We start from the raw sequence: 20,308 nt of genomic DNA, 5'->3' as shown, positions 1-20,308 counted from the left end.
TTTTGGGGAGGTCCCGGCGACGTCGGGACCCGTGCAACGGGGGACTGTGACGAGATGAGCACGACACCGGGTGGTCCGGAATACCTGGACACCACCGGCCCGGCCGACGCCGAGCCGGGCAACGACAACCGCAAGCGGCTCATCGCGCTCGGCGCGCTCGGCGCCACCGCCGTGGTGGTCGCCGGCGGGGCCTGGGCGGCCACCAGCTTCTTCGCGACCGGCTCGCAGCCCGCCGAGGCGCTGCCGGACTCGACCGTGGCCTACTTCAGCATCGACCTCGACCCGAGCGGCGGGCAGAAGATCGAGGCCATCAAGACGCTCCGCAAGTTCCCGGCGTTCACCGACCAGGTCGACCTCGAGACCGACGACGACCTGCGCGAGCGGCTCTTCGAGGAGATCACCTCCTCCGGCGCCTGCGAGGGCCTCGACTACGCCAAGGACGTGAAGCCGTGGCTCGGGTCGCGCGCCGCGATGGCGGCCGTCGACCTCGGTGAGGACGAGCCCGCTGCCGTGGGCGTCGTCCAGGTCACCGACAGCGGCAAGGCCGAGGACGGCATGAGCAAGCTCGTCGACACGTGCGGCGGCGGCGAGGACGTCGAGGGCGAGGTCGGCGGCTGGGTCGTCGACGGCGACTGGATGGTCATCTCGGAGACGAAGGAGATCGCGACGCAGGTGGTCGAGGCCACCGACGGCGGCACGCTCGCCGACGACGCGGCCTTCGGGACCTGGACCGGCGAGGCCGGCGACGACGGCTTCATGTCCTTCTACGTCGCCAAGGGCGTCACGAAGTACGCCGACGAGCTCGGCGGCATGGGCTCGATGATGGGCGGCCCGCTGATGATGCAGGGCGCCGACGAGGCCATGGGCGACACCGCGGTCGAGGGCGACGAGGTGCCCGAGGAGCTCCAGCAGCTCATCGACGACTTCGACGGCGCGGCCGCCACGGTCCGCTTCGACGACGGCGCCGTCGAGGTCGAGTACGCCATGTCCAACTACCAGCAGGACATGACCAAGTACATGGAGAGCGACGAGGGCGTCTCGATGGTGGGCGGGCTGCCCGGCGACACCGTCGCCGCCTTCGGGTTGTCGCTGACCGAGGGCTGGGGCGACGCGATGCTCGACTACGTCAAGAGCACCATGCCCGACGAGGCCGGCGACATCGACGAGCAGCTCTCGCAGCTCGAGACCGAGACCGGCCTCGCGATCCCCGAGGACATCGAGACCCTGATGGGTGACGGGATGACGCTCTCGCTGGGCAGCGGCATCGACCCCGACGCGATCGCCAACGGCGGGCCGGGCGAGGTCCCGGTCGGTCTGAAGATCAAGGGCGACGCCGGCGAGATCCAGGCGGTGCTCGACAAGATCGCAGCCCAGGCCCCGCCCGAGATGGCCGAGTTCATGCAGGTCACCGAGGGTGACGGCTACGCCGTGCTCGCGCTCCAGGACGACTACCGCGGCAAGCTGGAGTCGGGCGGCGACCTCGCCGAGACCGACGACTACCAGGCGGTCGTCGAGTCCGACGACGCCCAGTCGGTGCTCTACGTCAACTTCGACGCCGACGACGACTGGCTCGTGCGGGTCACCGAGGACATGCCGGAGGTCAGCGAGAACGTCGCGCCGCTGTCGGCCTTCGGCGTCAGCGGCTGGGTCGACGGCGACGTCATGCACGGCCTGTTCAAGCTGACGACCGACTGACGACCCGTCTCAGCGCCCGATGGTGGCGGTCACCGCTCCGGTGACCGCCGCCAGGTCGTCCGGGGCGAGCTCGATGTCGAAGCCGCGTCGGCCTCCCGACACCAGGATCGTGTCGTGCGCGAGCGCCGACTCGTCGAGCACGGTCGGGTGTGCACGCTTCTGCCCGACGGGCGAGATCCCACCGGCGACGTACCCGGTGGCGCGCTCGGCGGCAGCCACCTCCGCCATCACCGCCTTGCTGCCGCCCAGCGCGCGGGCGAGCGCCTTGAGGTCCAGCTGGCCGGAGACCGGCACGATGCCGACGACGAGCTTCCCGTCGAGCGAGGCGAGCAGCGTCTTGAAGACCCGCGCCGGGTCCACGCCGAGCGCCTCGGCCGCCTCCATGCCGTACGACGCCGCGCGCGGGTCGTGGTCGTAGGCGCGCACCTCGAAGGCGATCCCTGCGGCGGTCAGTGCGACGGTCGCGGGCGTGCCACCGACCCCACGGGCCTTCTTCGCCACTGCGCGTCTCAATTCGGCGACCAGGCGGTGCGGGCCACCTGGGTGGCCGGCAGCGACGGGATGACGTTGATGGCCCGCAGCTCCTCGGTCAGGAGCCGCGTGACGAGCTCGAGCCGCTCGGTGGCGTCGTCGGCCTCGAGCAGCGCCTGCCGCTCGGCCATCGGCAGTGGTGCGAGCGCGGACAGCGTCCACGCGAGGTAGTCGGGGTCGCGGGGGAGCGTCCCGCTGAACGGGTCGCCCTGCAGCTCGGTCATCGCCGCGCGGAACGCCGTGAACGTGGCCCGCGCCCGCTCGAGCAGGTCCTGGGGGACGTCGACCTCCGGCTCGGCGAGCACCGCGGCCAGGCCCTGGGGGAAGTCGACCCCCCGCTGCATCTCCTCCAGCACGAGCCGCTCGCGCGCCACTGCGACGATGTCGAAGGTCCCGTCGTCGCGACGGTCGACCTCGGTGAGCTGGAGGACGCAGCCGACGCGGTAGACCGACTGGGCGCCGTGGTCCCCGACCTCGTACCCCTCGCGGATCGCGACGGTGCCGAACACGCGCTGCGCCGGGTCCTCGACGGTCAGCAGGTGGCTGACGAGCATCCGGTAGCGCTCCTCGAAGACGTGGAGCGGCACGCTCATCCCGGGGAACACCACGGTGTTCAGCGGGAACATCGGCAGCGGCTCGCTCACGTGCCCAACCTAGCCCCCGGGACCGCACCGGATGTCCATCCCACGCGGCCGCCGACCGGGCGTGCCGCCCCGGAACCTAGAATCGAGGCATGTCCCTGATCCGTCGCATCGACCTGAGGGGCGCCGGCACGGCGTCCGTCGACTACCGCGCGAGCGTGCCTCGCGCCGCGTTCGACGTCGAGGCCGCCACGCATCAGGTCCAGCCCATCATCGACGCCGTCCGCGCCCGCGGCGTGGAGGCGATCACCGAGCTCTCCGCTCGCTTCGACGGCGTCGAGAGCGACGACATCGTCGTGCCCCGCGAGGCGCTGGCCCAGGCCCTGGCCGACCTCGACCCGGCGGTCCGCGCCGCCCTGGAGGAGTCGATCCGCCGGCTGCGGGCGACCAGCGAGGCCGAGCTCGAGCACGACGTCACCAGTCAGGTCGCTCCCGGCGCCACGGTGACCCACCGCAAGGTGCCGATCGACCGCGTCGGGCTCTACGTCCCCGGTGGCCTCGCCCCGCTGGTCAGCAGCGTCGTGATGAACGTCGTGCCGGCGCAAGTGGCCGGCGTGCGCTCGATCGCCCTGGCCAGCCCGCCGCAGAAGGACCGCGGCGGCCTGCCGGAGCCGACGATCATGGCGGCCTGCGCGCTGCTGGGCGTGGACGAGGTGTACGCCGTCGGCGGCGCCCAGGCGATCGCCATGTTCGCCCACGGCGCGGGCCCGTGCGAGCGCGTGGACCTGGTGACCGGTCCCGGCAACATCTACGTCGCCGCCGCCAAGCGCCTGCTGCGCGGCGTCGTCGGGATCGACTCCGAGGCCGGACCGACCGAGATCGCGATCCTCGCCGACGACAGCGCCGAGGCGTCCTTCGTCGCCGCCGACCTGATCAGCCAGGCCGAGCACGACCCGATGGCCGCCTCGGTCCTCGTGACCGACTCGCTCGACCTCGCCGACGCCGTGGAGGCAGAGCTCGACAAGCAGGTCTTCGCGACCCGGCACACCGAGCGCATCACGACGGCGCTCGGCGGGCAGCAGTCCGCCATCGTGCTGGTCGACGACATGGACCAGGGCGTGGAGGTGGTCGACGCCTACGCCGCCGAGCACCTCGAGATCCACACCCGCGAGGCGGCCGCGCACGCCGCACGCGTCCGCAACGCCGGCGCCATCTTCGTGGGCCCGTGGGCGCCGGTGTCGCTCGGCGACTACGCGGCGGGCTCCAACCACGTCCTGCCGACCGCGGGCTGCGCCTGCCACTCCAGCGGGCTGTCGGTGCGCGCGTTCACCCGGTCGGTCCACGTCGTCGACTACTCGCAGGCAGCGCTGGCGGACGTCGCCGACCACGTCGTCACCCTCGCCGAGGCCGAGGACCTGCCGGGTCACGGCCAGGCCGTGACGGCTCGATTCGAGTCCGGGCGGTGAGCGCGGCGTTCCCACCCCTGCGCGAGGAGCTGCGGGGGATCGAGCCGTATGGCGCGCCGCAGCTGGACGTGCCCGTCCAGCTCAACGTCAACGAGAACCCCTACGGTCCCTCGCCCGAGGCCGCGGCCGACATCGCCGCGGCGGTGGGCGCGGCGGCTGCGACGCTGAACCGCTACCCCGACCGGGAGTTCACCGCGCTGCGCGAGGGGCTTGCGGCGTACCTCAACACCTCGGGTGGCTCGGGTGTCACCGCCGACATGGTCTGGGCTGCCAACGGGTCCAACGAGGTGATGCTGCAGCTGCTGCAGGCCTTCGGCGGGCCCGGCCGGACGGCCCTGTCGTTCGCACCGACGTACTCGATGTACCCCGAGTACGCCCGCGACGCGATGACCGAGTGGGTGACCGGCCACCGGGCCGAGGACTTCTCCCTCGACCTCGACGCCGCGCGCGACCTGGTGCTCGCGCGCCGGCCGTCGGTGGTGCTGCTGCCGAGCCCGAACAACCCCACCGGTACGGCGCTGCCACCGGAGGCGGTGTCGATGCTGTGCGAGGCGGCGGCGTCCTACGAGCCCGGTGGCGTGGTGGTGGTCGACGAGGCCTACGGCGAGTTCCGCCGTACGGGCACGCCGAGCGCCCTCGAGCTGCTGCCCCGGCACCGCAACCTCGTCGTGAGCCGCACGATGAGCAAGGCCTTCGCCCTCGCCGGTGCCCGGCTCGGCTACCTGGCCGCCGATCCCGCGATCTGCGACGCGATCCGGGTGGTGCGGCTGCCCTACCACCTGTCGGCGGTCACTCAGGCCACGGCGCTGGCTGCGCTGCGCCACGCGCCCGAGCTGCTCGGCAGGGTCGACGACCTCCGGGCCGAGCGCGACCGCACCGTCGACTGGTTGCGCGAGCAGGGCCTCGAGGTGGCCGACTCCGATGCCAACTTCGCGCTGTTCGGCCGCTTCGCGGACCGGCACGCGGTGTGGCAGGGACTGCTGGACCGCGGCGTGCTGATCCGCGAGACCGGGCCCGACGGCTGGCTGCGCGTCTCGATCGGCACCGGCGAGGAGATGGCAGCATTCAGGCAGGCACTGCTGGAGACGATCCGGCAGACGAGTGAGGAGGAGCGGGGATGAGCCGCACCGCGAAGATCGCGCGCACCACCAAGGAGTCCCAGGTCGAGGTCCAGGTCGACCTCGACGGCACCGGCCGCTCCGAGGTGTCGACCGGCGTCGGGTTCTACGACCACATGCTCGACGCGTTCGCCCGGCACTCGCTCGTCGACCTCGTCGTCCACACCAACGGCGACACCCACATCGACGCCCACCACTCGGTCGAGGACACCGCGATCGTGCTCGGCCAGGCGCTTCGCGAGGCGCTGGGCGACAAGTCCGGCATCCGGCGCTTCGGCGACGCCACGGTCCCGCTCGACGAGGCGATCGTGCAGGCGGTCGTCGACGTGTCCGGCCGCCCGTTCTGCGTGCACAGCGGCGAGCCCGAGGGCCAGCAGTACGTCGCCATCGGCGGGACCGGCGCCCCCTACATGGGCTCGCTGACCCGCCACGTCTTCGAGTCGATCTCGTTCCACGCCCACCTCGCGCTGCACGTGCGCGTGCTCGGCGGCCGCGACCCGCACCACATCGTGGAGGCGCAGTTCAAGGCCTTCGCGCGTGCCTTCCGCGACGCGGTGGCGCTCGACCCGCGCGAGACGGGCGTGCCGTCGACGAAGGGCGCCCTGTGAGCTCACCGTCGGACGCCGGCGCCCCCGAGGTCGTCGTCCTCGACTACGGCTCGGGCAACCTCCGCTCGGCCGTGCGAGCCGTCGAGCGCGCCGGGGCGTCGGTCACCCTGACCGGTGACTTCGACACCGCGCTGGCGGCAGACGGCCTGGTCGTGCCCGGCGTCGGCGCCTACGCCGCCTGCATGGAGGGCCTGCGGGCGATCAAGGGCGAGCGCATCATCGGCCGCCGGCTGGCCGGTGGCCGCCCGGTGCTGGGCATCTGCGTCGGGATGCAGATCCTGTTCGCCCGGGGCGTGGAGCACGGCGTCGAGACCGCGGGCTGCGACGAGTGGCCCGGCACGGTCGACCGGCTCCAGGCTGATGTCGTGCCGCACATGGGGTGGAACACCGTGGAGGTGCCGGACGGCTCCACCCTGTTCGCCGGTGTCGAGGACGAGCGCTTCTACTTCGTGCACTCCTACGGCGTGCGGCGCTGGGAGCTCGTGACCAACGACCGGACGGCTGCGCCGCTGGTGACGTGGGCCGAGCACGGCGGGGACCGGTTCGTCGCCGCCGTCGAGAACGGGCCCCTGTCGGCCACCCAGTTCCACCCGGAGAAGTCCGGCGACGCCGGCGCGGCCCTGCTGCGCAACTGGGTGGCGTCGCTGCGGCGCTGACCTCAGCGGCTGTGCCGCACCCGTGGGCCGAGCGGCCCGAGCAGGGAATTGGTGGGCGTCGGGTCGATCTCCGGGCGCCGCCAGGTGTCGAAGCGGTAGCGGTCGCCGACGGTCCGGGAGGACCGCAGGCCGACCTCGACCCAGCGCGGCGAGCCGAGGCAGGACCGGGGGATGACGACGGAGACGTGGTCGTCGCGCGACGACGCATCGGCGGTCATCCCCTCGCAGGGCACACCGAAGTTGATGGTCGCGTAGCTCCCGCACTCGTCCGGGGGAGAGGGGACGTCGGAGGCGTCCATCAGCCACAGGTCCTCGGAGTCCCTGGCGGGGTTGCGGGTGATGTCGACCGAGTAGGGACGCCTGTCGGTCTGGATCTCGAAGCTGACCCACCGGTCGCCCCACCCGGTGAGGTTGCGCAGGTGCGCGCGCAGCTCGACGGTGTCGCCCTCGTGCCGGACGGAGAGCCCGACGATGTCGGTCGACGCGTCCTGCGGTGTGGTCACGGCGGAGAAGGTGCCGCACGGGGGCGGGTCGGGGGAGTACGACGACTGCCGCACGTCCGCGGACCGGTCGGCACCCCACCAGCGGTCGGCGGACGCCGGGCCGGCCGTGAGGCCGACCAGCGACGAGGCGAGTGCCACGGTGGTGAGCGTGCGGACGGCGGCGTGCCTCATGTGGATCCCCCTGGGTCGTCGGGAGGATCCTGCCGCGACCGCGTCGTGGTGTCCCGCGAACCGCCGAGGTCCGCCCGAGGTTCCCCAGAAACTGGGTCGAGGTGTCCCACCGCGCGCGGCTAGCGTCCCGGCATGGCCGAGATGAGCATGAACCAGATCATCCACGCTGCCGTGCGCCGCGACGTGGCCCGCACCGAGCAGGCCCTCCGCGGGCTCCGCGACGGTGACGCCGAGCGCGCCCGGCAGGTCCGCGCCGCGTGGCAGAACCTCGTGCGCGAGCTCACCCACCACCACGAGGCGGAGGACGACATCCTCTGGCCGTTCCTGCTCCAGCGCGGCGTCGACGCCGACCTGCTGCGCCAGATGGAGTCCGAGCACGGGGCGATGAAGCAGGCCCTCGCGTCGGCGTCGGCCGCGATCGAGGAGGTGGCCGCCGCGCCGACCTCCGCGCGGGCGACCGCGGCCGCCGACGCGGTGGCGAGCTCGAGCGTGGTGATCAACCAGCACCTCGACCACGAGGAGCGCGACGTCGAGGCGCCGCTCGGCGACCTCGAGTCCGACCCCGAGTTCAAGGCGCTGAGCAAGAAGCTGCGGCCCGCCAGCATGGTCGACGCGGCCAACGCGCTGGCATGGATGGACGACGGAGCCGGCCGGCGGGAGCGCACGGCACTGCGGTCGACGATCCCCGCACCCGTGGTCGCGATCCTGACCAAGGTCGTCGCGCGCCGCTACCGGCGCGAGGTGGCCCCCGCCTGGCGCTAGTCGCCCTCCCGGTCCGTCTCCGCCAGCCGCTTCAGCGTGAGCAGCTGCTTGCGGGCCATGACCAGGTCGCCGACCAAGAGGGCGGGGGCGAGCCACCGGTGCGTCCGGGCCACGACCTTGAGCACCAGCCGGGAGCCGTCGGTGTGCGGCAGGACGACGTACGACAGGCGGGCGCCCATGATGGTTGCGGTCAGCTCGCGGCTCGGGTCCACCGCCAGCACCCGCCCCCGGTCCCGCCCCAGCGCGCGGGTGAACGGGTCACCGACCACCGGGTCGGGCAGGTCGAGGAGCTCGCGTGGTGACCTCCGGCCGAGGTTGTCCAGCAGGTCGTAGGAGTAGGGCGCGAGGCGGACCTGGCGCAGCCGTCGCCAGACGACGTCGGGCGCGGCGTGCACCGTCACCCCACGCCAGGCCGCGAGCGTCGGGTCGGGCACGAACGCGTCACAGCCGAAGCGCAGCCGGGTCTCGGCCGGCGTGACGCCCCAGCGGTCGCCGATCACGGACAGCACGCTAGCGGCCCCGGGCGACGTGCCCCTCCTGGGGGATTGCCGGGTGGTGAGGCCGCGCCTACGTGCGGTTCGCGGCAGCGCAGCCGCGCCGGGCCACGGTCACCGGGCGGTCGACCACTCGGTGAAGGGCGACCACGGCGCGTCCAGCGTTGCCCAGCAGGTCCCGATCGTCTTTGCCGGGGCCGGCCTCTCCAGCCGGGACCTGCACGCCGAGGTCCACTCGGTCGACATCATGCCGACGATCCTGCGGGCGATGGGCACCGGGCGACCCACCCGATGGACGGGATCGCCTACGAGCTGCCGATGCGGAAGAAGGGGCGCCACTAGCGCTGGTCATCCCGTACGACGTCGTGGCGACCGCGAGGAGCACGCAACTTCTGGCGCGGGGCGGCCGTCACACGGAGGACCGGTCGTGAACGACCATCCCGTCGCTCACCGACTCCGCTGGACATCTGTCGGGAGAACCATGCGTGCCACCACGTCACTGACCGCCGCCGGCCTGCTCGCCCTGGCCCTGCTCGCACCTGCGACGGGGCCGAGCGCCGCCGCCGAGACCTGCCTGGGCAGGACTGCGACGATCGTCGGGACCGGGCCGACGATCACCGGCACGGACGGCCGCGACGTGATCGTCACCGGTACGGCACACACCGTCGACGCGCTCGACGGCGACGACCTCGTGTGTGTGTCCGGGCCCGACGACGCACCGCGCGTCCTCACCATCGACATGGGCGCCGGCGACGACGAGGTGATCGTCGAGCCGGCAGACGTGGTGGCGACCGGGAGCCGCCTCGACGCAGGACCGGGCCGCGACCTCCTCGTCGCCGCCCAGCTGGACGGACGGCAGGCCATTAACCTGGGCCGCGAACGCTGGCTCCTCGACAGCCGGACCGCCACCGTCACCGGCCTGGAGGACGTCACCCTGGTGGCTCCCTCCGTGCGCATCCTCGGCGACGACGGGCCGAACACGCTCGGCAGCACCGCGTGCTTCGCCAAGCTCGACGGCAACGGTGGCGACGACTACCTGGCCAACCGACCGCGCTCCTACGTCGAGGCCCACACCTTCGACTGCGTCGCCTCGAGCCGCCTGCACGGCGACCGCGGGGACGATCAACTGGTCGACTCGCACGGGGCCGGGGCGCTCCACGGCGGCCCGGGGCGCGACTCACTCCTCGGCCGCGGTGGTGACGACCACCTGGACGGCGGGCGCGGCCGCGACCGGGCAGACGGCGGCGAGGGGCGTGACCGGTGCGACGCCGAGCGCGAGCGCCGCTGCGAGTTGAGGCAGGGGGACTGACCCGTCAGGGAGCCTTCGTGCCACCAGGTGACTCGGATGTTCCACGAACCTCCCGCGCGGCCGCGACCAGCTCCCGCTCCTCCTCGTCCGTCAGCCCGGCGCCGTGCGGCTGGTCCCGATCGGCCTCCCACGCCAGCACGTCGGCCAGGGTCTCGGCCAGGGGGCGCGGCACCAGTCCGGCGGCCAGCGCCCGCGACGTCGGACGGCCGGCCAGTCCCGGGCTGTCCTCAGGACCGACCCACAGCGGCAGGGACCGCGGGCCGTACCACTGGCCGACCTCGTGCTGCTCCAGCCACTCGGGGCCGACCTCGACGACCGGCCCCGAGTGTCCGGCCACCTCGCGCGCCACGGCCAGGTGCTCGGCCAGTGGTGCGGCGTTGGCGATGACGTCGAAGGCGCCGGTCGTCCTGGCTTCCGCCGAGTGCACCAGCCAGGCAGCCAGGTCGCGGACGTCGATGAGGGCGGTACGACAGCCCGCGTCCACCGGGACGAGCACGCTGCCGTCGTCGGTGGCGGGGTGCGCGAAGCGCCAGGGCCAGTAGCCGGTGCGTCCCGACAGGTCGCCCGGACCGCCGATCAACCCGGCGCGCGCGAGCAACGACCGCTCGGTCCCGAGGGCCGCGGTCACCGCGCGCTCGCACGCAACCTTCGCGTGGCCGTAGTCCTCCATCGACCCCATCTCGTCGGCGGCCAGCGGCTCGAGCAGCTCGGCGGTCTCGTCCGCGCCCTCGACGGAGTGGTCGGCGTACACGCTGATGGTCGACACGTGGAGCCAGCGGTCGGTGCTGCCCGCGAGCGCGACGAGCGCGCTGCGGACCTGCCCTGGCTGCGTCGCCACGTCGATCACCGCGTCCCAGCGCTCGCCCGCCACCTCGTCGTACGCCCCCGGTCGGGTGCGGTCGGCGACCACGTGGCGGGCACCGTCGGGGGGACTGCCCTTCGTCCCCCGGGCGAGGCAGGTCACCTCGTGCCCGCGGGCGAGGGCTTCGAGCGCAGTGGCGCGGCCGACGAAGTTGGTGCCACCGAGGATCAGGAGTCGCATGCCGCAGTGAATCACTCGCACGCCTCGCGGGTCGCCTCGTTCTGCGCAGCGCAGGGCGCGTTCGCCCGACTTCGCCGATCCACCGGCGGGCAGGCGCGCTGACACGTACGGTGTCGCCGTGCCTGAGACGAGCTCGGTGCCCGGAGCGGCACTGACCTGCCCGCTGTGCGGCGAGGCCGTGCCTGTCACGGCCGCATCGTGTCGTGGATGCCACCTGCCGATCGCAGACGTACGTCGTCACCACTTGGCCGGCCGGCGGTCGCGGTCGTGGGCCAGGGCGATCCGCGTCCGACTCGCGGGCATCGCCGTCTACACCGCCGTCGTCGCGTGGTGTGCCTGGCAGCTGCCTACCTCGCTGCCGTTCGTGGTGCCTGCGGCGGGTTCCGGCCTGGTGCTGCACGGGGTGAAGGGTCGGCCGTGGCTCGGCCTCGTCGCCTTCGTCGTCCTCGTCGTGGCACTGCCTGTGCTCCTGCTTCCCGCACTCGGCACCGGCACGTTCTCCGACTTCGGCAACTGGTTCGAGGACCCACAGTGGTGGTGACCGCCGTCTCGCCGTACCGGTGCGGGGTCCGGGGGAGCGGGCGGCGCTCCTAGGATCGGGGCATGCCCAGCACCCCGGAGGACCCCTACCTCGAGCTCCTGCCCGCCGTCGACATCAAGGGCGGCCAGGCCGTCCAGCTCGTGCAGGGCGTGGACGGCTCGGAGAAGCGCTTCGGCGACCCGGTGGAGGCGGCGCTGCGCTGGCAGCAGGCGGGGGCGGAGTGGATCCACCTCGTCGACCTCGACGCCGCCTTCGGCCACGGGCACAACCGCGAGCTCCAGGCCCGCATCGTCGGGGCCCTCGACATCCAGGTCGAGATGAGCGGCGGCATCCGCGACGACGAGTCGCTCGAGGCGGCGATGGCGACCGGCTGCCGCCGGGTGAACATCGGCACGGCCGCGCTCGAGCAGCCCGAGTGGTGCGCCCGCGCCATTGCGACGTACGGCGACCGCGTGGCGGTGGGCCTCGACGTGCGGGGCACGACGCTCGCGGCGCGCGGCTGGACCCGCGAGGGCGGCGACCTCTACGAGACCTTGGCCCGGCTCGACTCGGAGGGGTGTGCCCGCTACGTCGTCACCGACGTCAACAAGGACGGCATGCTCCAGGGCCCCAACCTCCAGCTGCTGCGCGACGTCTGCGCGGCCACCGACAAGCCGGTCGTGGCCAGCGGCGGCGTCACCACGCTCGACGACATCCGCGCGCTGATGACCCTCGTCGACGAGGGCGTCGAGGGCGCGATCGCCGGGACCGCTCTCTACGAGGGCCGGTTCACCCTCGAGGACGCGCTCGCGCTGACGAGGGGGTCATGAGCATGGAGTTCACGGAGTACCACACCCGCCTGGCGGCGTACGTCCTGATGGTCGACGACCAGGACCGGGTGCTGCTCGCGTGGTGGAACGGCGAGGGCCACAGCGACCCGGAGTGGTCGCTGCCCGGCGGCGGGATCGACTTCGACGAGCCGGTGCTCGACGGCGCTGTGCGCGAGGTGTTCGAGGAGACCGGCTACCACGTCGAACTGGGCCCGCTCCTCGCCGAGCACCACTTCACCGCGCGGGGCCGCACGTTCGACGGCTGGTTCCGCTCGCAGCGGTTCGTCTTCGAGGCGACCATCACCGGTGGCGAGCTGGGCACCACCGAGGTCGACGGGTCCACGGACCACGCCGCGTGGGTGCCCCTGGCCGACCTCGAGGGCCAGCCACGCGCCGAGATCGTCGACATCGCCCTGGCGGCCCGACGCGAGCGGATGGCGCAGCGATGAGCCTCGCGGTCCGCGTCATCCCCTGCCTCGACGTCGACGGTGGCCGGGTGGTCAAGGGCGTGAACTTCCAGGAGCTCCGCGACGCCGGCGACCCGGTCGAGCTGGCCCGCCTCTACGACGCGGAGGGCGCCGACGAGCTGACCTTCCTCGACATCTCCGCCTCCCACGAGGGCCGCGCGACGACCATGGAGGTGGTCAGCCGCTGCGCCGAGGAGGTGTTCATCCCGCTGACGGTCGGCGGTGGTGTCGGCAGCGTCGAGGACGTCGATCGGCTGCTGCGCGCGGGTGCCGACAAGGTGGCCGTCAACACGGCGGCGATCCACCGGCCGGGGCTCGTCGCCGAGATCGCCGACCGGTTCGGCAACCAGGTGCTGGTGCTGAGCGTCGACGCCCGCCGCACTCGCCCCGACCAGCCGGGCACGGACAGCGGCTTCGAGGTCACGACCCACGGAGGGCGCAAGAGCGCTGGCCTCGACGCGATCGAGTGGGCCGTGCACGCCGCCGAGCTCGGTGCGGGCGAGATCCTGCTCAACGCGATGGACGCCGACGGGACGACCGACGGCTTCGACCTCGAGCTGATCCGCGCCGTGCGCCGCGAGGTGTCGATCCCGGTCATCGCCAGCGGGGGAGCGGGCGCCGTGGAGCACTTCCCGCCGGCCGTCGAGGCGGGCGCCGACGCCGTGCTGGCGGCCACGGTCTTCCACTTCGGCACCCTCAGCATCCGCGACGTCAAGGCCGGTCTGTCCACGGCGGGTCATCCGGTCCGCTGAAGTCGAGTGGAGTCGTAGGATTCGGCCATGCTGAAGACCTCCCGGCCCCTCGCCGTCGCCGCGCTTGCCGCGGCGCTCGCCCTCACCGCCTGCGCCCCGACCGACGAGGCCGACAGCGGCACCGACGCCGCGAACGAGGCGTCGGGCTCGGCGTCCCCCGACGCCGAGTCCTGCACGCCGGACACCATGGAGACCGTGGCCGACGGCACCCTGACCATCGCCACCGACGACCCGGCCTACGAGCCCTGGTTCGTCGACAACGACCCGACCAACGGCCAGGGCTACGAGTCCGCCGTGGCGTACGCCATCGCCGAGCAGCTCGGCTACACCCAGGACCAGGTCGCCTGGGTGAAGGTGCCCTTCAACAAGGTCGTCCAGCCCGGACCGAAGGACTTCGACTTCGACGTCAACCAGGTCTCGATCACCGAGGCCCGCCGCAAGGCCGTCGACTTCTCCTCGGGCTACTACGACGTCGTCCAGACGGTCATCACCAACAAGGGCAGCGCCATCGACGGCGCGACCAGCCTCGCCGACCTCGCGGACGCCAAGCTCGGCGCCCAGGTCGGCACCACGAGCTACACCGCGATCACCGACCAGGTCCAGCCGTCGGAGGAGCCGGCGGTCTTCGACACCAACGACCAGGCCGTGCAGGCGCTCAAGAACGGCCAGATCGACGGCATCGTCGTCGACCTGCCCACCGCCTACTACATGACCGCGGTCCAGCTCGACGACGGCATGATCGTCGGCCAGCTCCCGCTGCCCGAGGGTGAGCCGGAGCAGTTCGGCGCCGTGCTGGCCAAGGACAGCCCCCTCACCGACTGCATCTCGACCGCGGTCGACGCGCTCCGGGAGGACGGCATCCTCGACCAGATCAACCAGGAGTGGCTGGCCCAGCAGGGCGCCCCCGAGCTGTCCTGATGGCCGACCAGGTGGCCGCCACGGCCCCTGAGGCCGACTGGCAGCCCTCGCCGGTCCAGCGCGAGCGGGACGAGTGGCGGCGTCGACGGACCCTGCGCAGCGCCGTCATCGCGGCGGGCAGCACGCTGCTGCTGCTCGGCGCGATCGGCGGAGCGGTCGTCAGCTCGCCCGGCTGGGACCGGGTGCAGGAGACGTACTTCGACTGGGACAAGGCCGTCTCGTCGTTCCCGGCGGTGCTCGACGGACTGTGGCTCAACATCCGCGTGATGGTGGTGTGCTGGCTGCTGATCCTCGTGCTCAGCCTCACCGTCGCGGTCGTGCGCACCCTGCGCGGGCCCGTCGCGTTCCCGCTCCGCCTGCTCGGGACGGCGTACGTCGACGTCTTCCGCGGCCTGCCGCTGCTGCTGGTGATCTTCCTGCTCGGCTTCGGCGGCCCGGCGCTCAGCCTCCAGGGGCTGCCGACCTCGCCGCTGTTCTGGGGAGGCGCCGCGCTGGTGCTGTCCTACTCGGCCTACGTCGCCGAGGTGTTCCGCGCCGGCATCGAGTCGGTGCACCCCAGCCAGCGGCTGGCCGGCCGCTCGCTCGGGCTCTCCTACGGCCAGACGCTGCGCCACGTCGTGCTGCCGCAGGCCTGGCGCCGGGTGATCCCGCCGCTGATGAACGACCTGGTCTCGCTCCAGAAGGACTCGGGCCTGATCGCCGTGCTCGGCGTGTCCGACGCGATCCGCAAGGCCCAGATCGAGACCGCGCTCGACTTCAACTACACGCCGTACGTCGTCGCAGGCGTGCTGTTCTGCTGCCTCACCATCCCGATGGCGCGGCTGACCGACCGGTACGCCCGGAAGAAGGGCTACCACGGCGCGGGAGGTCATCTGTGAACACACCCCACGACGTGCTCACCCTGTCGAAGGTCCGCAAGTCCTTCGGCGACCACGTGGTGCTGCGCGAGGTCGACCTCAGCGTGCAGCCGGGCCAGTGCGTGGTGCTCATCGGTGCGTCGGGGTCGGGCAAGTCGACCCTGCTGCGCTGCATCAACCTGCTCGAGGTCGTCGACGACGGCGTCATCACCTTCGAGGGACGCGACATCACCGACCCGCGGGTGGACGGTGACGAGGTGCGCTCCCGGATGGGCATGGTCTTCCAGGCCTACAACCTGTTCCCGCACCTCGACGTCATCGGCAACGTCACCCTCGCCCTGCGCCTGGTGCACGGCGTCGCGGCCGACGAGGCGCGCACGCGCGGCCTGGCGATGCTGGAGCGGGTGGGGCTGGCCGACAAGGCCGGCGCGCGGCCCGACGACCTGTCGGGCGGCCAGCAGCAGCGGGTGGCGATCGCCCGCGCGCTGGTGGCCAACCCCCGTCTGATGCTGCTCGACGAGGTCACCTCGGCGCTCGACCCGGAGCTGGTCGGCGAGGTCCTCGACCTGCTCACCGAGCTCAAGGGCGAGGGGGTCACCATGGTGCTGAACACCCACGAGATGGGGTTCGCCCGGGACGTCGCCGACCAGGTGTGCTTCCTCCACGACGGCCGGATCCACGAGCAGGGCCGCCCCGAGCAGGTGCTGGGCGACCCGCAGCAGGAGCGCACCCGCGCGTTCCTGTCGCGCATCCGGGCTTGAGCGCCATCCGATTCGTCCGCTGTCGGTGCCGGGGAATAGCCTGACCCGACCGGGTGGTTGCGCAGGGCAACCGACGCGGTGAGACGCGGGACAGACGAGGCGAGGGGGCGGGCGACACCGGTGGGCGAGGACGCGGAGCTGCGGGGCACCACCACTCTCGACGGCTTCCGGGTCCTGTGGGTCGGCATCAAGCGCGAGCCGACCGTGTTCACGGTCGCCACGCTGGGCGCGGTGCTCTTCGGTGTCCTGACCGTGGCCGACGCCTGGGTGCTCGGCTGGTCCACCCAGCACGTCCTGATCCCGGCGTTCGACACCGGCGAGATCGGCACCGACATGCTGGTCTGGGTCGTCGCCCTCTTCATGGGCGTGGCGATCCTGCGCGCCGTCGGCATCGTGGCGCGCCGCCTCGGCGGCGGCATCATGTACTACCGGATGCAGTCGCACACCCGCCGGGGCGTGACCCGCCAGTACCTCTCCCTGCCGATGGAGTGGCACCAGCGCCACCCGACGGGGCAGCTGCTGTCCAACGCCTACTCCGACGTGGAGGCGGCGTGGTCGCCGATCATGCCGCTGCCGATGGCGCTCGGCACGATCGTGATGATGGTGATCGCGGTCGTGCAGATGTTCCTCGCCGACGTGGTGATGGCCCTGGTCGGACTGCTGGTGTTCCCCGCGGTCGTCGTGGCCAACCTGCTCTACCAGCACTACTCCTCCCCGCTGATGACCCGGGCCCAGGGCCTGCGCGCCGAGGTCAGCGAGATCGCCCACGAGTCCTTCGACGGCGCGATGGTCGTCAAGACCCTCGGCCGCGAGGTCGAGGAGACCGACCGCTTCCGGGCCAAGGCCCACGAGCTGCGCGACGTCAACATCCGCGCCGGCCGGTTCCGGGCCATCTTCGACCCCACCCTCGCCAGCCTGCCCAACCTCGGCGTGCTCGTCGTCCTCGCTGTTGGCGTCTCCCGGGTGGCGAGCGGCGCGACCGAGGCCGGTGACGTGGTGACCGTCGCCTACCTCCTGACCATCGTGTCCTTCCCCATCCGCGCCATCGGGTGGCTGCTCGGCGAGTTCCCGCGCTCGGTCGTCGGCTACCGCCGCGCCAAGGCGGTCCTCGACGCGACCGGCAGCATGGCCTACGGCGACGACCGGCTTCCTCCCGCGACCACGGGGGCCCTGCTCGAGGTCGAGGACCTCCACTACTCCTACGACCCGGAGGCGCCGCTGCTGCGCGGCGTCGACTTCGACGTCCGGCCGGGTCGCACCGTCGCGCTCGTCGGTGCGACCGCCTCCGGCAAGAGCACGCTGACCAGCCTGATGACGCGGCTCGTCGACCCCGACGCCGGCCGGATCAGCCTCGACGGCCACGACCTGACGACGCTGCGCAAGGGCGAGCTGCCCCGCGACGTCGCGCTGGTCCCGCAGACGGCGTTCATGTTCGACGACACCGTCCGCGGCAACGTCACGCTCGGTGCCGACGTGCCCGACGCCGACGTCTGGGCCGCGCTGCGCACCGCCCAGGCCGACGGCTTCGTCGCCGCGCTCCCGGAGGGCCTCGACACCAAGCTGGGTGAGCGCGGCACCTCGCTCTCCGGAGGCCAGCGCCAGCGGCTCTCGCTCGCCCGCGCGCTCGTGCGCCGCCCGCGCCTGCTGATCCTCGACGACGCCACCTCGGCGGTCGACCCGGAGGTTGAGGCGCGCATCCTCGCCTCGCTGCGCGACGGTCGTGACGAGGACGGGTCGGCGGCCTCACTGGTCGTCGTGGCCTACCGCAAGGCGACGATCTCCCTCGCCGACGAGGTGGTGCACCTCGACGAGGGCCGCATCGTCGGGCGCGGCACCCATGCCGAGCTGCTGCGGACCAGCCCGGCCTACGCCCAGCTCGTCAACGCCTACGAGACCGACCGGGCGCTCGACGCCGACCCCGGACCCACCGTCGACGAGGGGAGCCGACCATGAGCGCCACCGCCGCCTCCGGAACCCGGATGGACACCGGCGAGGACATCGGCGCCGTCGCGACCCTCCGCCTCGGCATGAAGTACTCACCCGAGCTCCGCGAGGGCATCGGCCTCACCCTGGTGCTCGCCGTGCTCGCCTCGTGCGGGCAGGTCGTGGTCCCGATCGCCGTGCAGCAGACCCTCGACCGCGGGCTCAACGGTCCCGACGGACCCCGCCTGGACTACGTCGCCTGGATGGGCCTGCTCGCCGCCCTCGCGATCGGCGTGACCAGCTGGGCCTCCTACCTCATGACCAGCCGGCTCTTCACGACCTCCGAGCGCGGACTCGCGACGCTGCGGACCAAGGCGTTCCGCCACGTGCACGACCTCCCGCTGCTCACCCAGAACACCGAGCGCCGCGGCGCCCTCGTCTCGCGGGTGACCTCCGACGTCGACCAGGTGAGCCAGTTCCTCGTCTTCGGCGGCCTGATCTTCGTGGTCAGCGTCGGGCAGGTGCTGGTGGCGACGGTGCTGATGGTGGTCTACAGCTGGGAGCTGGCGCTGGTCGTCTGGCTGGCGTTCGCCCCGCTGTTCCTGTCCATCCGCTGGTTCCAGAAGAAGCTCTCGGCCGCCTACACCGTCGTACGCCACCAGGTGGGCGTGCTGCTCGGTGCGATCTCCGAGCCGGTCGTCGGCGCCGCCGTGGTCCGCTCCTACGGCGTCGAGGACCGCACCCAGAAGCGCATCGACACCGCGATCCAGGACTGGCAGGACGCCTACACCCACGCCCAGACCTACACCGTGACCTCGTTCTCGCTCGGCGGGCTCTCGGCCGGCCTCGCGAACGCCGGTGTGATCGTCGTCGGCGTGCTCCTCGGCTTCACCGGCGACATGACGCCCGGCAAGGTGCTGGCCTTCGCGTTCCTCGTGACGCTGTTCGTCGGTCCGGTCCAGATGGGCACGCAGATCCTCACCGACGCCCAGAACGCCATCGCCAGCTGGCGCCGGGTGCTGGGCATCCTCGAGACACCCGCCGACCTCGTCGACCCCGGCCCCGAGGGCGAGCAGCTGCCGCGCGGGCCCATCGACGTCCGGTTCAACGACGTCACCTTCGCCTACCCCGACGGCCCGCCCGTGCTGCGCGACGTCGACCTGGTGATCGAGGCCGGCACCCGCGTGGCGATCGTCGGCGAGACCGGCTCCGGCAAGTCGACCTTCGCCAAGCTGCTCACCCGCCTGATGGACCCGGTCGAGGGGGCGGTCCTCCTCGACGGGGTCGACGTACGCCGCATCGACGCGCGGTCGCTGCGCCGCAGCGTGGTCCTCGTGCCGCAGGAGGGGTTCCTCTTCGACGACACCATCGCCGCCAACGTGCGCTACGGCAAGCTCGACGCCACCGAGGACGAGATCCGCGCCTCGGCGGTCGAGCTCGGCATCGACGACTGGCTGGCGGGGCTCCCACGCGGGCTCGCCACCCAGGTCGGACAGCGCGGCGAGTCGCTGTCGGCCGGCGAGCGTCAGCTGGTCGCGCTGCTGCGCGCGCACCTCGCCGATCCCGACCTGCTCGTGCTCGACGAGGCCACCAGTGCCGTCGACCCGGCGCTGGAGATGCAGATCGGGCGCGCGCTGGAGCGGCTCATGCAGGCGCGGACCTCGGTGACGATCGCCCACCGGCTCTCCACGGCAGAGGGTGCGGACGAGGTCATCGTGGTCGACAAGGGTCGTGTCGTGCAGCGCGGGCCCCACGCCGAGCTGGTCACGCAGCCGGGCAGCGTCTACGCCGGGCTGCACGCCAGCTGGGTGGCGCAGCACTCGCGTCAGTAGCGGTGCCGCTGGCTCAAGAGGCCCAGGAGCTCAGGAGGCCAGGACCTGGCTGATGAGCATGTCGACGTCGAAGTGCTCCGACTCGTGGCCGGGGGGGACGACCGCCGCGGTGCGGGACAGGAAGTCGTTGACGTCGGTCGAGCGGGCCAGCAGGACCAGGTGGCCGTCGGGCGAGCTGAGCTCGATGCTGACCATGGCGCGGCCGGTGAAGCTCACGGCCGGGGAGACGTGGACGTCGCCGTCGCCGGTGGGGGAGTGGACGCCCCGCACGAGCAGGTCGCGGCCGAAGGTCCACACGAGGTTGCCCTCGCCCGTCACGAACGTCATCGACACGGCGAAGGGGTCGTTGCGCCGGTAGCCGAGCACGGTGTCGATCTCGTGGCGGATGCCACGGTCGTCCATGCACTCGACGGTGATGTCCAACGCGACATCGGCCAGTGTGTGCCCGCCACCGGACATGTTCATCAAGGCTCCTTCGGGGGTTCCTCGCTCGGATGCTCATGAGACGACAC

General features: G+C 72.4%; 22 protein-coding genes. 16 read left to right on the top strand and 6 right to left on the bottom strand.

Annotated elements, in window-relative coordinates:
- Positions 1–54 precede the first annotated feature (54 nt).
- Complete coding sequence (locus Q9S36_RS35230; protein WP_311289452.1) at positions 55–1,695, top strand: DUF3352 domain-containing protein; 1,641 nt, start codon at positions 55–57, stop codon at positions 1,693–1,695.
- 9 nt (positions 1,696–1,704) lie between these two features.
- Here Q9S36_RS35230 and ybaK read toward each other — a convergent pair whose 3' ends face one another.
- Positions 1,705–2,196, bottom strand: a complete 492-nt coding sequence (gene ybaK / locus Q9S36_RS35225; RefSeq protein ID WP_311289451.1) for a Cys-tRNA(Pro) deacylase — start codon at positions 2,194–2,196, stop codon at positions 1,705–1,707.
- Between the two features lie 8 nt (positions 2,197–2,204).
- Positions 2,205–2,870, bottom strand: a complete 666-nt coding sequence (locus tag Q9S36_RS35220) for an LON peptidase substrate-binding domain-containing protein (protein WP_311289450.1) — start codon at positions 2,868–2,870, stop codon at positions 2,205–2,207.
- 95 nt (positions 2,871–2,965) lie between these two features.
- On the opposite strand from Q9S36_RS35220, the gene hisD reads away from it, so the two are divergent.
- From hisD to hisH, 4 genes are read left to right on the top strand one after another with little or no spacing between them, the layout of a single operon-like run.
- Positions 2,966–4,273: a histidinol dehydrogenase gene (hisD, locus tag Q9S36_RS35215; protein ID WP_311289508.1), complete on the top strand. Its 1,308-nt coding sequence runs from the start codon at positions 2,966–2,968 to the stop codon at positions 4,271–4,273.
- Positions 4,270–5,394, top strand: a complete 1,125-nt coding sequence (locus Q9S36_RS35210; protein WP_311289449.1) for a histidinol-phosphate transaminase — start codon at positions 4,270–4,272, stop codon at positions 5,392–5,394. Before hisD ends, Q9S36_RS35210 begins: the two co-directional genes overlap by 4 nt.
- Positions 5,391–5,999 (top strand): imidazoleglycerol-phosphate dehydratase HisB, encoded by a 609-nt coding sequence (gene hisB, locus Q9S36_RS35205; protein WP_311289448.1) that lies wholly within the window; start codon positions 5,391–5,393, stop codon positions 5,997–5,999. Before Q9S36_RS35210 ends, hisB begins: the two co-directional genes overlap by 4 nt.
- Entirely contained in the window at positions 5,996–6,655 is a 660-nt protein-coding gene (hisH, locus tag Q9S36_RS35200; RefSeq protein ID WP_311289447.1) for an imidazole glycerol phosphate synthase subunit HisH, read from the top strand. The genes hisB and hisH overlap by 4 nt, the downstream gene beginning before the upstream one ends.
- Before the next feature lie 2 nt (positions 6,656–6,657).
- Here the strand turns inward: hisH and Q9S36_RS35195 are convergent, their stop codons facing one another.
- On the bottom strand, positions 6,658–7,329 hold the full coding sequence (locus tag Q9S36_RS35195) for a hypothetical protein (RefSeq protein ID WP_311289446.1): 672 nt from the start codon (positions 7,327–7,329) through the stop codon (positions 6,658–6,660).
- Positions 7,330–7,461: 132 nt separating this feature from the next.
- Here Q9S36_RS35195 and Q9S36_RS35190 point away from each other — a divergent pair, with 132 nt between their 5' ends.
- Positions 7,462–8,091, top strand: coding sequence for a hemerythrin domain-containing protein (locus Q9S36_RS35190; protein ID WP_311289445.1), 630 nt, complete (start codon positions 7,462–7,464; stop codon positions 8,089–8,091).
- On the opposite strand, the gene Q9S36_RS35185 is transcribed toward Q9S36_RS35190, so the two are convergent.
- Positions 8,088–8,591, bottom strand: coding sequence for an SRPBCC family protein (locus tag Q9S36_RS35185; protein ID WP_311289444.1), 504 nt, complete (start codon positions 8,589–8,591; stop codon positions 8,088–8,090). The genes Q9S36_RS35190 and Q9S36_RS35185 overlap by 4 nt on opposite strands.
- A 475-nt stretch (positions 8,592–9,066) precedes the next feature.
- Between Q9S36_RS35185 and Q9S36_RS35180 the strand changes: the two genes are divergently transcribed.
- Positions 9,067–9,894, top strand: coding sequence for a hypothetical protein (locus Q9S36_RS35180; protein ID WP_311289443.1), 828 nt, complete (start codon positions 9,067–9,069; stop codon positions 9,892–9,894).
- Between the two features lie 4 nt (positions 9,895–9,898).
- Here the strand turns inward: Q9S36_RS35180 and Q9S36_RS35175 are convergent, their stop codons facing one another.
- Positions 9,899–10,936, bottom strand: a complete 1,038-nt coding sequence (locus Q9S36_RS35175; protein ID WP_311289442.1) for an NAD-dependent epimerase/dehydratase family protein — start codon at positions 10,934–10,936, stop codon at positions 9,899–9,901.
- A 118-nt stretch (positions 10,937–11,054) separates the two neighbouring features.
- Between Q9S36_RS35175 and Q9S36_RS35170 the strand changes: the two genes are divergently transcribed.
- From Q9S36_RS35170 to Q9S36_RS35130, 9 genes are all read left to right on the top strand, one after another.
- Complete coding sequence (locus Q9S36_RS35170; protein ID WP_311289441.1) at positions 11,055–11,477, top strand: hypothetical protein; 423 nt, start codon at positions 11,055–11,057, stop codon at positions 11,475–11,477.
- A 62-nt stretch (positions 11,478–11,539) separates the two neighbouring features.
- The gene (gene priA / locus Q9S36_RS35165) at positions 11,540–12,286 is read left to right on the top strand and encodes a bifunctional 1-(5-phosphoribosyl)-5-((5-phosphoribosylamino)methylideneamino)imidazole-4-carboxamide isomerase/phosphoribosylanthranilate isomerase PriA (RefSeq protein ID WP_311289440.1); all 747 of its coding nucleotides are present in this window, start codon (positions 11,540–11,542) and stop codon (positions 12,284–12,286) included.
- The gene (locus Q9S36_RS35160; RefSeq protein ID WP_311289439.1) at positions 12,283–12,735 is read left to right on the top strand and encodes an NUDIX hydrolase; all 453 of its coding nucleotides are present in this window, start codon (positions 12,283–12,285) and stop codon (positions 12,733–12,735) included. Before priA ends, Q9S36_RS35160 begins: the two co-directional genes overlap by 4 nt.
- Positions 12,732–13,505, top strand: a complete 774-nt coding sequence (gene hisF, locus Q9S36_RS35155; RefSeq protein WP_311289438.1) for an imidazole glycerol phosphate synthase subunit HisF — start codon at positions 12,732–12,734, stop codon at positions 13,503–13,505. The genes Q9S36_RS35160 and hisF overlap by 4 nt, the downstream gene beginning before the upstream one ends.
- 27 nt (positions 13,506–13,532) lie before the next feature.
- On the top strand, positions 13,533–14,423 hold the full coding sequence (locus Q9S36_RS35150; protein WP_311289437.1) for an ABC transporter substrate-binding protein: 891 nt from the start codon (positions 13,533–13,535) through the stop codon (positions 14,421–14,423).
- Positions 14,423–15,301, top strand: a complete 879-nt coding sequence (locus tag Q9S36_RS35145; RefSeq protein ID WP_311289436.1) for an amino acid ABC transporter permease — start codon at positions 14,423–14,425, stop codon at positions 15,299–15,301. The genes Q9S36_RS35150 and Q9S36_RS35145 overlap by 1 nt, the downstream gene beginning before the upstream one ends.
- Entirely contained in the window at positions 15,298–16,041 is a 744-nt protein-coding gene (locus Q9S36_RS35140; RefSeq protein WP_311289435.1) for an amino acid ABC transporter ATP-binding protein, read from the top strand. The genes Q9S36_RS35145 and Q9S36_RS35140 overlap by 4 nt, the downstream gene beginning before the upstream one ends.
- Positions 16,042–16,161: 120 nt before the next feature.
- Positions 16,162–17,994 (top strand): ABC transporter ATP-binding protein, encoded by a 1,833-nt coding sequence (locus tag Q9S36_RS35135; RefSeq protein WP_311289434.1) that lies wholly within the window; start codon positions 16,162–16,164, stop codon positions 17,992–17,994.
- On the top strand, positions 17,991–19,796 hold the full coding sequence (locus Q9S36_RS35130; protein WP_311289433.1) for an ABC transporter ATP-binding protein: 1,806 nt from the start codon (positions 17,991–17,993) through the stop codon (positions 19,794–19,796). Before Q9S36_RS35135 ends, Q9S36_RS35130 begins: the two co-directional genes overlap by 4 nt.
- 30 nt (positions 19,797–19,826) lie before the next feature.
- Here the strand turns inward: Q9S36_RS35130 and Q9S36_RS35125 are convergent, their stop codons facing one another.
- The gene (locus Q9S36_RS35125; protein ID WP_311289432.1) at positions 19,827–20,261 is read right to left on the bottom strand and encodes an SsgA family sporulation/cell division regulator; all 435 of its coding nucleotides are present in this window, start codon (positions 20,259–20,261) and stop codon (positions 19,827–19,829) included.
- Positions 20,262–20,308: the final 47 nt, after the last annotated feature.

The organism is Microbacterium sp. ARD31 (assembly GCF_031844425.1).
This window is presented reverse-complemented; position numbering and strand designations above follow the sequence as displayed.